Origin of the sequence: Catenulispora sp. GAS73 (assembly GCF_041262085.1) — a bacterium.
Lineage (GTDB): Bacteria > Actinomycetota > Actinomycetes > Streptomycetales > Catenulisporaceae > Catenulispora.
The window spans coordinates 32,131-44,900 of record NZ_JBGCCM010000013.1; the positions used below are offsets into that span (position 1 = coordinate 32,131).

10 protein-coding genes and 1 pseudogene are annotated in these 12,770 nt (G+C 65.0%); 7 read left to right on the plus strand and 4 right to left on the minus strand.

Going from position 1 to position 12,770, the window contains the following annotated elements; translation table 11 throughout:
- Positions 1 to 81: 81 nt before the first annotated feature.
- Positions 82 to 810, plus strand: a complete 729-nt coding sequence (locus tag ABH935_RS20485; protein WP_370379515.1) for a prepilin peptidase — start codon at positions 82 to 84, stop codon at positions 808 to 810.
- A 303-nt stretch (positions 811 to 1,113) separates the two neighbouring features.
- On the plus strand, positions 1,114 to 1,635 hold the full coding sequence (locus tag ABH935_RS20490) for an NUDIX domain-containing protein (protein WP_370379516.1): 522 nt from the start codon (positions 1,114 to 1,116) through the stop codon (positions 1,633 to 1,635).
- 68 nt (positions 1,636 to 1,703) lie between these two features.
- Here ABH935_RS20490 and ABH935_RS20495 read toward each other — a convergent pair.
- A pseudogene (locus ABH935_RS20495) lies at positions 1,704 to 2,552 on the minus strand (NB-ARC domain-containing protein); the annotation flags it as partial.
- 119 nt (positions 2,553 to 2,671) lie between these two features.
- The gene (locus ABH935_RS20500; protein WP_370379517.1) at positions 2,672 to 3,064 is read right to left on the minus strand and encodes a hypothetical protein; all 393 of its coding nucleotides are present in this window, start codon (positions 3,062 to 3,064) and stop codon (positions 2,672 to 2,674) included.
- A 361-nt stretch (positions 3,065 to 3,425) separates the two neighbouring features.
- Between ABH935_RS20500 and ABH935_RS20505 the strand changes: the two genes are divergently transcribed.
- On the plus strand, positions 3,426 to 7,907 hold the full coding sequence (locus ABH935_RS20505; protein WP_370379518.1) for an RHS repeat-associated core domain-containing protein: 4,482 nt from the start codon (positions 3,426 to 3,428) through the stop codon (positions 7,905 to 7,907).
- Positions 7,907 to 8,530: a hypothetical protein gene (locus tag ABH935_RS20510; protein ID WP_370379519.1), complete on the plus strand. Its 624-nt coding sequence runs from the start codon at positions 7,907 to 7,909 to the stop codon at positions 8,528 to 8,530. The genes ABH935_RS20505 and ABH935_RS20510 overlap by 1 nt, the downstream gene beginning before the upstream one ends.
- 157 nt (positions 8,531 to 8,687) lie before the next feature.
- Here ABH935_RS20510 and ABH935_RS20515 read toward each other — a convergent pair whose 3' ends face one another.
- Complete coding sequence (locus tag ABH935_RS20515; RefSeq protein ID WP_370379520.1) at positions 8,688 to 9,584, minus strand: phosphotransferase family protein; 897 nt, start codon at positions 9,582 to 9,584, stop codon at positions 8,688 to 8,690.
- Between the two features lie 43 nt (positions 9,585 to 9,627).
- A complete protein-coding gene (locus tag ABH935_RS20520) occupies positions 9,628 to 11,019 on the minus strand; it encodes a hypothetical protein (protein ID WP_370379521.1) in 1,392 nt (463 codons plus the stop codon).
- 254 nt (positions 11,020 to 11,273) lie between these two features.
- On the opposite strand from ABH935_RS20520, the gene ABH935_RS20525 reads away from it, so the two are divergent.
- From ABH935_RS20525 to ABH935_RS20535, 3 genes are all read left to right on the plus strand, one after another.
- Positions 11,274 to 11,585: a hypothetical protein gene (locus ABH935_RS20525; RefSeq protein WP_370379522.1), complete on the plus strand. Its 312-nt coding sequence runs from the start codon at positions 11,274 to 11,276 to the stop codon at positions 11,583 to 11,585.
- Between the two features lie 47 nt (positions 11,586 to 11,632).
- The gene (locus ABH935_RS20530; protein ID WP_370379713.1) at positions 11,633 to 12,013 is read left to right on the plus strand and encodes an ATP-binding protein; all 381 of its coding nucleotides are present in this window, start codon (positions 11,633 to 11,635) and stop codon (positions 12,011 to 12,013) included.
- Between the two features lie 103 nt (positions 12,014 to 12,116).
- Entirely contained in the window at positions 12,117 to 12,662 is a 546-nt protein-coding gene (locus ABH935_RS20535) for a helix-turn-helix domain-containing protein (RefSeq protein ID WP_370379714.1), read from the plus strand.
- Positions 12,663 to 12,770 lie beyond the last annotated feature (108 nt).

Here is a 12,770-nt window from a genome sequence, read left to right on the forward strand (position 1 = left end):
CTACGGTGGCTCAGTCCTCCGGTTGATACCGGATCGCACCGCCGGCGGACCGCCGGGTGAGACCGCAGGGGTCCCTGAAACATGTCGAACCGTCTCTTGTCGCGGGCTGCGAACGCCTCGCCGCAGACCCGCCGCCTGGCCGACGCACTCGTACAGGCACGAAGCGCCGGCACCCAGGTGTCGGAGCTGGCCCCCGCGACCCGTTCGGCGTTGGACCAGATCGCGGAGGCCTACATCGATCGCGGCATGGAGCCCGACGTCGCGAATGGCGGACGGCGTCGGGTCCGCATGTCACGCTGGGGGTGGATCGCCGCCCTGGCGTGCATTGACGTCGAACTGTTCCTGGTGATCGTCCGGCTGAATAGCGATGACCAGTTCATCGTCTACGGCTATTTCGCAATGGTCGGCACCCTGCTGGCAGCGATCGATATCGCCGTGATGCGGCTGCCGGACTGGCTCACCCTGCCGTCCTATCCGGCGATCCTGGCGCTCCTGGGCCTCAACGCCTACTGGTTCGGCGACGACGCGGCGATGGCCAGGGCGGTGGAGGCTGCCGGGGTAGTGCTCGGATTGTTCCTGCTGCTGTGTCTGTTCACGGATACCGGACTCGGGGATCTGAAGTTCGCCGGACTCATCGCTCTCACGCTCGGGGCGCGGAGTTGGGGATCGGTGGTTGAGGGGTTCGTCGTCGCGTGGGGGATCGCGACAGTCTGGGGCGTCGTGCAGTTGTTCCGCGGCCGGTTGACGAGCCGGATCCCGCTCGGGCCGTACCTGACCGCGGGTACCATGGTCACCCTGCTGTGGCTGTGACCGACTCCTCAGCACGAGAACACGGCACGCTTCTGCCAGAGGTAAGCAGGACAGTGCAGCCAGGTACCGGAAGGCACCCGGCCAGGCACGGCGGACGACCTTCGACCTTCCTCACCTGCCGCCAGAACCGGCGTAACTCCCCACGCTGGCTACGAACCCGGGTCCGAAGCACAATGGCTCACTGCAAAGCCGAATGGGTGACGTTGATGGTGAACAGTCGAGTATGAACTCGGGTGACCTCGCCGGCGGCGCGTTAGCCTCGATGAGGAGTAGCCAGCGGGTCTCGGAGGGCGTGGCGTGTCGGTGAGTTTCGAGCAGGACATGGCGGCCGAAGGTGAGCCGGAGGTCGAGTTCGATCCGGGGATTGCCGCAAGGCTGCCGTACAAACGTGTCGCCGCCGGCGCACTGTTCCGTGACAGCCGGGGCCGAATCCTCATGGCCGAGCCGATCTACAAGCCCACCTTGGAGATTCCCGGTGGCATGGTCGAGGCTGACGAGGCTCCGCTGGATGCCTGCGTCCGCGAAGTCCGGGAAGAGCTTGGACCGGACCTTCCGATCGGGCGGCTCCTGGTTGTGGACTGGAAGCCGCGCCATGGTGTCTGGGGCGAGACCATTTTGTTTATCTTCGACGGTGGCGTTCTCACCAACGAACAAATCGCCGCTATCAAGCTGCAGCCCGATGAGCTCCGTGCAGTCCATCGCCTCGCACTCACGGACGTCGCTGGTCGAGTAAGGCCCAGCATGTACCGACGGATCGCACAAGCAGAGCATGCCGCGGGACCTGTACCGAAGAGGGCCGCTGCTGCGTCGGTGTCGATCTCGTGACCGACATGGAGACCCAACAGCCGGAATGCCTGAGCCCACGAATCAGGCAGCGCCTGGGACCACGAGAAGACCGATCGCACTGACTCCTCAGCACCGTCCACCCCTTCGAGACGATGGCCTTCCTCCGTGAGTTCGTCCACGAGGTCGGTGACCGTGGTGAAAGGGTGGGTGGCGAGGTGGTCGCCGGCGATCCGCAGCGCGAGCGGCAGATGTCCGCACAGTAGGGCCAGCTCACGGGCTGGGCCGGGCTCGGCGTCGATGCGCTTGGGTCCGGCGGCGGCGCGTAGTAGTGCGATCGCCTCGTCTTCCGGCAGGACCATGAGATCCAGCCGTGCGGCACCTTCCCGCGCGGTCAAGCCGGCGAGTCGGCTGCGGCTGGTGACTACAGTGGCGCAGCCGTGGGTGCCGGGCAGCAGCGGGCGGACCTGGTCGGTATCAGCGGCATTGTCCAGTACGACGAGCATGTGCCGGTCGGCCAGCAGCGACCGGTACAGCGCCGCCTTCGCGTCCGTGTCGGCAGGGATCTGTCCCGCTGGGACGTGGAGCGCCCGCAGGAACATCTCCAGTACCGCGTCCGTGGACGGTCGAGCGCCAGGGTCGTAACCGCGGAGGTTGACGAAAAGCTGCCCGTCCGCGTACCGGCTACGGTTGCCGTGGGCCCACTGCAACGCTATCGCCGTCTTGCCTGAGCCAGGGCCGCCCGCGATCACAGCAATCCCGGGCCCGGACTCGGCGGCATGCTGGTCCAGTGCAGCCAGCTCTGCGGCCCGGTTCACGAATACCGCCGCGCGTACGGGCAGCTGCTGAGGCACCGGGCCCCAGTCGGCCGCGGCGTGGAAGTGGACTCCACCGCTCATCGACCGAGCTTGTACCGCATGCCCTGATACCTTCCCGGACAGATCGTTCGTGGCTGACATCGGGACGATGGACTGCGGATCTTCAGGCACAAGCTCTCCCGTGGCGGCTGCTAGGTCGGACTAGAGCGGCGCTAAAGCTGCAAATAGGTACTTTCTCAGTGTGGATCGGCGGCACGGTCTCACATGTGAAGTCCGCCATGAACGTCGCCGTCGACCTGCGCAAGCTTCGCAACCTGCCCGGTGTTGATGTTGCCTACTGTCACTTCCGACGGCCTGGGGGCCGGGTCCAGATTTACGAGATCATGCACCCGCTCGGGCTCGCCGTGGGCCAACGCCGCGAGGTATCCAGCAATGAACGCGTTCAACAGCGCCTCATCGGTCTGCCCACTGCCGAACAGCGCCAGAGCGCGCTCCCGTGAATTGTCGAGCTCTGTGGCGGCCTTCTCGGTAGCGGCACGATCACCGCGCCCCCAGCGCCGAGCGAGGGCGTCGCGCGTCAGGTTCCAGGCATCGCCAAGCATGGCTTGAGCGAGCTTCTGGGCTCCAGGAAGGAGCAGGGTCGAGATGTCCATGAAACGGCAGGCCCTCCAATGCGTCGGCATCCACACCATGCGGCCGGCATCAGGCCTCTGCGACCGTAGGTAGGGCCGGTGTCCTGATGCTGCGAACAGTTCGGGAGGTGCTCGACGGCCGAACAGGGCGGTTATCGCTATCCGCTACCGTCGTCGAGGCGATTCGGCCGCGGCACTCCCCTGAGGCTGACGCCCAAGGCAGGGACGGTAAGTGACTGATTCGTACTCTGGGGTTACCAGGGTCGTGATCGCTTTTGTAGACTCGGTTCTCGCTGAGCGGGGAGGCGGGGGGAACAGTGTCGGATGCCAGCGCCGAGATGAGCGCGGTCTCTGACGCACAAGCCATACGGGGAGGGGACTGATGGTGCGTCCAAGCGGCTGGGATGTCCTGGGTCTGGATGGGGATCCGACTCCGGGTGTGGTGGAGTCGGTGCAGGCCCTGGCCAAGGCGTTCGGCGACTTCGCGCATGATGTCGAGTCGGCGTATCGGAGCTTGAACTCGTTCGGCTCGGACACTACTGCTTTGCAGTGGGTGGGTCAGACCGCTGACGCGTTCAAGGGCCAGTTCGGTCCGTTGCCGGGTCGGTTGCAGAAGCTGTATACGTCCTACAGCGAGGCGTCCGACGCGCTGACTGCTTACGCGCCGCAGCTTCAAGCTGCGCAGTCGAAAGCCGACGCGGCGCTACGTCAGGCCCAGGATGTCAACGCTGATCTGCAACGCGCCACCGCCACCGCCAACAACGCCGCCACTGATCTGAAGACGGCCCAGCAGAACCACGCCGTCAGCCCCAACCCGCAGGCTGTCACCGACGCGCAGACCGCGCACGACACCGCGCAGACCAACCTGAACAACACCAAGGCCCACATGGCCGCCCTGACCGCTCAGGCGAATCAGGCGCACGACGACCGCATCGCCGCAGCCAAGGCGTGCGCCAGCGCTATCCGCCATGCGCAGTCTGATGGCATCCACAACAAGCACTGGTGGGAGCACATCGGCGCGGACCTGGCTGAGTGGGGCGGCAAGATCGCTGAGATCGCCAACGACCTCGCGCCGTTCTTGGACGTGCTGGCACTGGCGACCTCATGGATCCCCGGTGTGGACGTCATCACTGCGGGCCTCGCCGAAGCCGACAACCTCATCGCACTCGCCGGCACCGGCTTGCAGATCGTCGGTGACGGCATGCAGGGGCACTGGGGTGATGCCCTCTTGTCTGCCGGAATGTTGGCGGGGACGTATCTCGGCGGCAAAGCGCTCGAGAAGGTCGGCGGGAATCTCCTTGGCCGCCTCGGCAACAAGGGATGCACCCGCGCCGGCGATCCCGTGGACGTGGTGTCCGGCAGGATGATCAGTGAAGAGGTGGATCTTGAGCTGGCCGGTGTCCTGCCGGTGGTTCTAGGTCGCGCCTATAACTCCGGTTACGAGACCGGCCGACTCTTCGGGCCCGGCTGGGCCAGCACGATCGACCAGCGCATCGCCATCAACGCGGCTGGCATTCACTTCGTCGGTGACGATGCCGAGACGCTCACTTACGCCAAACCCGGCGCTGACGGCTACCCGGTCCTGCCCGTCGAGGGTCCTCGATGGCCGCTTGAGTGGGATCGAGAAGCCGACGAGATCCGCATCACCGACCCGGAGACCGGCTGGGTTCGCCACTTCCCAACGATCCACTTCAGCGACGAGCGGGGCCAGATCAGGGACCTGATCGCCTTGTCGGACCGGAATGGGAACCGCATCACGTTCGTACGTGCCGAGGACGGGACGCCCATCGCGGTAGAGCACGCCCGGTACCGGGTGGCAATCGACACCGTGGCCTACTCCAACGGCCTCCGCATCTCCGCGTTGCGCCTGCTCGATGGGACTGATCGCGGAGTCCCGATTAAGGAGTACCGGTACGACGACCGCGGGCGGCTCACGGGCGTCGTCGACTCGTCCGGCCTGCCCTTCAGGTATGAGTACGACGAGGCGGCCCGGATCGTGGCGTGGGTCGACCGCGTCGGCTACCGGTACAGCTACCATTACGACGCCGACGGCAGAGTGGTCCGCGGGATCGGTAACGGCGGTTACCTTTCCGCCACGTTCGAGTACGGGCCGGGCTCCCAGACCACCGTAGTCGACTCGCTCGGTCATGCAACCTGCTACCGGTACGACGCCAATGGCAGGGTCGCGTCTATCACCGATCCTCTGGGCAACGCCATCCACACCGAGTACGACGTCGATGGTCGCCTACTGTCCAGCATGGATGCGACTGGCCACCGGACGACGCACGAGCTCGACGCTCGGGGGAACACGACACGAACCCGGTACGCGGACGGTCGAGTCATCGAGTTTGAATACGGCGACTTCGACCTCCTCACCACCATCCGCACCCCGGACGGCGCGGCCTGGCACCAGGGATACGACGATCGCGGGAACCTGACGACGGTGACGGACCCCACGGATGCTGTCACCTCGTATGAGTACCTCGCGAACGGTGCGCTTTGCGCGTTCACTGATGCCACGGGCAACACCACGCGGTTTGACACTGACGCTGCCGGCCTCCCGGTGGCGGTCACCGACGCCGTGGGAGCGAGGACAGAGACGGTACGCGACGTGTTCGGGCGGGCTGTCACGATGACTGATCCCCTCGGCGCCGTCAGTGGGAATGGCTGGACGATCGAGGGTCTGCAGACGTGGCACGAAGGCCCGGACGGTGCGCGAACTGAGTGGAGTTATGACCCCGACGGACGGCCGATCGCCGAGCGCGACTCCCAGGGCGGCGTGACCTCCTTCGAAATCGGGCCGTTCGGCCAGACCATCGCCCGCACTGATGCCGGAGGATCCCGACACCAGTTCAGCTTCGACACCGAGCTCAATCTCGTGTCCGTCACGAACGCTGCCGGAGCGGTGTGGACCTACACCCATAACGCGGCCGGTCAGCTGGTCTCCGAAACCGACTTCATCGGCCGCACGCTCTCCTATCGTTACGACTATGCCGGACACTTGGTGGAGCGGGTCAACGGCGTCGGGCAACGCATAGTCCTGACCCGTGACGTGATGGGCCGGGTTGTCACACGACAGACCCCCCAAGGCGACTACAGCTACTCCTACGACGCCACCGGCCGTGCGTTGGCCGCAACCGGCCCGGGAACCGCCGTGAGCTACGCACGGGACGAGGTCGGACGCGTCATCCGCGAAACGGTTGACGAGCGGACCGTGACCTACGAATACGATCTAGCTGGCCGTCGAATCCGGCGTGCCACTCCCGCCGGATCTGTGACCACCTGGTCATATGACGCCGCCGGGCGCGCGGGGGGCTTGGACCTCGGGATCGGCACCCTGGCGTTCGAGTTCGACGCAGCCGGGCGGATCAGCAGTACCTCCCTGGCCGACGCGCGGATCGCGGTGTCCCGTGACGTTGCGGGTCGTCCCGTCGGTCTGGCCCTGTGGGCTGGCGCCGAACCTCAAGGGGCGCCGACCATGCAACGCAGCTGGACCTACCAGCGGGACAACATGCCCGCCGAGGAGACGGACTCGCTGCGTGGAACGCGCCGTTTCCAGACTGACCAGTTGGGCCGGGTGACAAGCGCTGTCGCGGACGCCTGGAGCGAGTCTTTCGCCTACGACTCGTTGGGGAACCTGGCTCGTGCCGAGACCCCGGATGCCGACACCAGCGGCGCCCGGGAAACGGACAGGACCCTGACGCGAGTTGCAGGTCGCACGTCCTACGAACACGATGCCGCCGGACGTTTGGTCCGTACAGTGCGCCGCACCCTCGATGGCCGTCGCCGAGTCTGGCAGTACGAGTGGGATGCCGAGGACCACCTGGTGCAGGTGTCCACGCCGGATGCTGCGGTCTGGCGGTACACGTACGACCCCATGGGTCGCCGTACTGGCAAGTTCCGCGTCGCAGCGAACGGGGAGACAGCCGAGAACGTGCTGTTCACCTGGGACGGCATGCGGGTGGCGGAACAACATGTGCATGGCCCGGACGGTTCGGCGCAGTCCCTCACCTGGGAATACGAGCCGGACAGTTTCCGCCCGGTCGCCCAGATCCGGCGGAACTGGGCTGCTGGCGCTGACCAGCGTCTGATCGATGAGGCGTACCACGCGATCATCACTGACCTGGTGGGCACGCCGACGGAGTTGGTCGGGGAGGACGGTGCCGTCGCCTGGTTCATCTCGACCGGCGTGTGGGGCCGCACGGTATCGGTCTCCGGCGACCGCGGTGTCGACTGCCCGCTGCGATTCCCCGGGCAATACCTGGACGACGAGACCGGCCTTCACTACAACCTGCACCGCTACTACGACCCCGATACTGCCGCCTACCTGAGCCCCGACCCGCTCGGGCTGGTTGCCGCACCCAACGACCACGGGTATGTGCCCAACCCGTTCACGTGGATCGACCCCTTCGGTCTGTACGGGGCCGGCGGCGGAACCATGTGCGGCGCCGCCGACATGGCCTTGCGTGCCAAGAACCTGCAGAAAGACGTGGGTTGGAGCGGCACCACCTCGGTGGTCCGCGTCCGTAAACTCGCGGCGAACGCCGACGGCACCTGCGATGAGCAGGTTTGGGTCGCCAGCAACAAGACCTACATGCCTACAGGCTGGAGGAACAAGGGCAGCCTGCGACCGGATGAGATCTTCGTCAAGGGCGAGGGCCACGCCGAGGAAACCATCATCAACAACCTCTTCAACAAGAACACCGGCGTCCAGGAATGGGGCATCGTCGAGGGCGGTACCTCGACCGGGATATGCTGGGGCAACTGCTTCCCCGACCTCACCGGCAACGGCCTGAAGGTCGGCGGGCCGAGCTTTAGAGCCAGCAAGAACAACTCCCCTTGGCGCATGTTCTGGAGTCCGTGATGCCTGCAACGAACCCATGGCAGGAAGTCAACCAGCAGCTTTGGCAAGCCACTCCGGCCGGAGCCGCTGTCGTCGCACTCTCCTGCCTTCGCCAGGCCTCGGCCGTCTTCGAAGCTGCCACTGTCCAAACTCCAAGCTCGGCGCCGTTCGGTGCTGGCAGCCTCGCTCACGTTGACCTGCACGCCCCTGCCAGCGAACTCCTCGTCCCGGTCCTGGCCGCGCAGCCAGAGGTGGCGCGGTTCGCAGCAGACCCGGAGACCGGCGAACTCCCGGAAGACGAGGAGAGTAACCGGGGCGAATTGCTCGGAATGGCTGCGGAAATGGTGATGCGTACCGAACCCGAGATGGATGAGGACGCGGTTCGCGAGTGGGCCGACATGTGCTCCACCATAATCAGCGATATCTGCCAGCACCTTGACATGCTGGACTATGAAGATGTCCGTGACGCGCCGGACAATGACCCGCCGGGGCCACTGTCGGCTGGTGTGCTGGACCTTCAGCGGGAGATCCTCGCGCTGGTGGCGACTCCAGACGAGACGACGATGGAGCAGGTGTCGCAACTTGTTGAAACGGCGCATGGGCCACTGTTGACAGCAGTCCGCGACGCTATCGACAACGAGTAAGGAACGTCTCGGCGCCTGTGTTCCGGAAGTCTCAATCAAGCTGAGCGGGAGTCGGAGACTTCCCTAAAGCTCGCAATCGTCGCTTTTGTAGCTGGGGCGTGCTTCATAGACCGATCAGCGCAATCGGCCGCAAGAGCATGGGTGTCACCACGGTGTCCTATAGCAGCCGCCAAATACGTTCGTCATCGCCGCGACGCAGAGCTGCAGTACGGTGGAGGACCTCTTCGGCGGCAGGTGTTCCAGACGCGGACTTCCAAGAGTTCGTGGTTATCATCCGAAGCTCGCGAACAGCGGCAAGAACTCGATAGCCAGGCCAGGCACGGATGTCGCGCCCATATCGCGTGGCGAACTCTTCGTATTCGCCGAGGGGGTGATCAAAACGTCGGCAGTGCACAGCCACAGTCACCAGGTCCCACTCCGGCGGACCTAGACGGGCTGACTCCCAGTCTGCGAGGACAGGGCCGTTCGGCCCGACCAGCATGTTGCTGTGGTGCGCGTCTCCATGAATGAGGCAGCTCGGTCGCTCGAAGTCGAGTGTGGCGTAGTCCTCTGCCAGCTGTCCGGCGTAGTCCTGCAAGAACCCCAGGTCATCAGAATCAAGCACGGTAGGTCGCGTCAACGAGTCCGCGATCGCGCCAAACGGATCAAGTTCCGGCAAAGCGGGAAGCACTTCTGGATCAAGGTCGTGGAGTCGGTGCAGTGGTTTGGCAAGGTCAGCAGCCACGGGTCCACGAGTGGCATCGACGGCCATCCAGAACGTGGCGTAGCTGTCGGCGACTGCGAGAGGCTGATTCAGGCTGGGCCACAACTGGACAGTTGGAACCCCCGTGCGAGTGAGAACCTCCGCGACAGCGACGGACCGGGTGGAACGGTCCCGTCCGCTTCCAGGACGGGTGATCTTCACGACGACGGGGTGGTGGGCTAGGCGGTAAACGGCATTCGTGTGGTGGCGCAGTAGATGCGCGTCGCTGGGGTCGAGGCCAGCAGCGCGGCAGGCGGCATGCAGGAGTTCGAAGCCCATTTCGGGTGTGAAGGTCGCCGAGCGCAGGTTCACACCATCGAGTCTGACAGGCGCACCGATGCCCTGAGGAACGTGGTCAACTGCCGGGCGGAAGCTCGAGCGTCTCCTTGAGACTCCGAACAGGCCGACTGCGCCGGTAGTTCTCGGGTAGGACGGCGATCAGATCCGCAGTACGGGCCAGAACGATGCCGGTGCGGTGCAGCAGGCCCATGGAGTTCAACGTAGCTGTGGCAAGCTCGCAGCCGTCGTCCAAATTGCCATTGCTGGCCAGGCAGATTGCCTGGTCAAGTCGGATGAGCACCGGATCGATCCCGTCGTCGTCGCGATAGCGGGTGAGTGCAGTGGCCTGTACATCGGCGGCACGACGGGTGGCACCCAGGTAGGTCAAGGTGCCCGACAAGTACAGCAGGAGGCGGCGCTCGGTAAATCGAAACGCCATCTCCTCATCCGGTTCGGACAGTTGGTCGAAGACTTCTTGGCTGCGACGCATCGCGGTCTCAGACTCCGCTGCCTGGCCAAGGCGGGCCAGAGCACGGGCTTCCGCGGCAGCCGCCAGAGCGGCGGCTGAACACGCACGTCCGCGGGTGAGCATCTGGGCTTCGCGAGCCAGCCGGACCGCTTCAGCGAGGTGGCCGTAGTAGTAGGGCAACATCGCCGTCTGGGCCCGGACTTGCGCTCGTATTAGAGGCTCGCCAGAGTCGTCGGCGGCAATGGTGGCGGTGGCGTACCAGGCGTGGGCCGACCGTTGCTCGCCGAGCTTCATCAAAGCGTCGGCGATCAAGGTGGCATAGTTGGCGGTCAGTTCCGACAGCCGGCGGGCGATCGACGCCGGATGATGGCCGGCGGCGAGATTCTGGATCTCATCGCATTCGGCCAACAGGATGTTCAGCATCGGAACGGGTGCTGTCGCGCAGTATTCGCGGCGCCGCCAGGCGAAGGTGTCGGTGTACAGGTCGATTCGTTCGTGCGACACCGTCGAGGGTGTGAGGTTCTTGTCGGCGGCCGTGCGCACCCTGTCCGCCAAGACCAGAAGCTGGCCGCCGACTGCGGTCGGCAGCCGGCCGCCGACTGCGGGAGGCGCCGTGGATACTGCCACGGTTCCGTGGTCAGAAGGGCTGTAGTCCACTCCAAAGCCGAGCCGGTCAGGTCTGGTCGCGTACACCCGACATAGCCAGTCAAGTGCGGCAGGGCGGGGCCGCTCGTCTCCTGATTCCCAGCGGGACAGTTGCTTAACGGTAATCGCCACCGACTCGCCGGGAACCTGCTCAATGCGGTCAGAAGCAGCCACTGCATCCGCGAGTCGCCAACCATAAGCGAGCCTGGTCGCCTTCAGCAGGCTGACACCGCAACACTCGGCGATCGCCTGCGCGCACTGCCACGGGTTCCAACCGTGCGCCGCCGCATGCGCTCGCCATGCGCGGGCGTGAGCCCTGCTGTGCGCTCCCTCCATATCGGCCACCTCTGCCATGCCGGGTATGTGACCCTTCCATATCCGCCACGGTAGTCGAACCGTCACGGTCGATCAGGGCTGATGCGCGAAACCTGACACGGTTGATCCCTTCGCGTTCCCCGCAGAGCCGGGATACATGGCAGCAGCGGCCCCGCCAGTCCCCGCGTTGCGGGGAAAGACGCAGCTAACCGCGCTGTCCACGTCTTGCTTGCACCGCCAGAGCGGAGAAATGCTGACGCTCCGTTACCGCAGTTGATCGTGGAGGGTTGTTCATGGCTGAGAGCGGAAAAACGGCGACCCTCAAGCGGGTCATGGAAGAGGGCCACACTGGCGGCTATGGAACGCTGCTACACCTGACCGCCGTCCTTTGGCTGGGTCCGGAGGCGTTCTACTCGACGTACGGCGAGGAGCTCGCGGAGTGGTGCGGGCATTTCAAGGGGCTGAAGGCTGCGCTGCTGTGTTTGGCGATGTACGAGCGGCAGCTTGGTCCGGAAGAGGCCGCGATGGCCGTCGACCGCCACATCGAGGCCGCCATGGACGATCTCGAGCATCGTGACGGCACCAAATCCGGGAGCATGCGGTGACGTACTGGTCCAGGAGCTTCGATGGGATACCGGAGTGCGTGTCGGAGGTGCGTGAGCACACACGCGGACTACTCGGCGGCTGCGAAGGGGCCGACTTGGTCGAGTTGGTCGCGTCGGAACTGGCCGGCAATGCGATCCGGCACAGTGACAGCGGTGAGCCGGGCGGACAGTTCACGGTGCACTTGGCAGCCTTCGCCGACCGATGGCAAGTCCGCGTGGACGATGAGGGCGGGTCGACGGTGCCGCACGTCTGCGAGCTGCCACCGATCGAGACTGTCGAAGACCTCGATCGTTTCAGCAACGAGGTGGAGGACGGGCGGGGGCTGGCACTGGTCGCTGCCGTTTCCTCGGCATGGGGCGTGTTGGGAGATCAGGCCGCCCGCGCGGTGTGGGCAGAAATCTTGATGCCGGGAGAGGTAACGGCGTGAACTGCCTGTGGACGCTTTTATGGATCTGCGCTTTGGCAGTCTCCTCATCGCCCAATAGCCGGGAGCGCCGATGACGTTGCACGTTGACTACGTGGCGAAGCGGATGTTCGCGCAGGTAGTCGGTGATTTGCGATCTGCGCGACGGGACGCCGGGCTTTCTCAGAATGCACTGTCAGCTGGCATGCCGGTGAGGGGTAGAGCGATCTCCGAGTGGGAGACCGGGGCAATGGAGCCCACCTTGGGCCACCTGATCCAGTGGTCTCGTGAGCTTGACCGTCGCCTCGTGATCATCGGCCCCGACGGCATGCTGCGGCACGGACCCATGCACCCGAGAGCCAACGAAACACGGCAGTCCTTCGAGCAACGACGGTTAACTGCCCCGTTGCGAAACCGCCGCGTGGCCTTGGGCCTGGCACAAGGAGAGCTTGGCCGGCTCCTCGGCGTCAGCCGGGACTCGGTTTCGCGGTGGGAGCTTCTTCGCGTGCCCCCTCGGCCGATTGCGCTGATCGTTTGGGCACAGAAACTCGATTGCTTCGTTGCCATCCGGCCGATCGGCACCCCGGAAGGACACGCATCGAAGACAGGCCACGGACAACTACGCGCAGCGCGCTATCCACGGAGCGATGTCAAAGCTGCGAGAGCCGCTTGAAGTCTTATGAGCCTGAGTAAAGATCTGTCACAAACGACGAATACGGAGACATTCGTAGCTCGAGCGTATTTCCGACAGCAAGATTACCCCTAAGGACATGACCCCGAA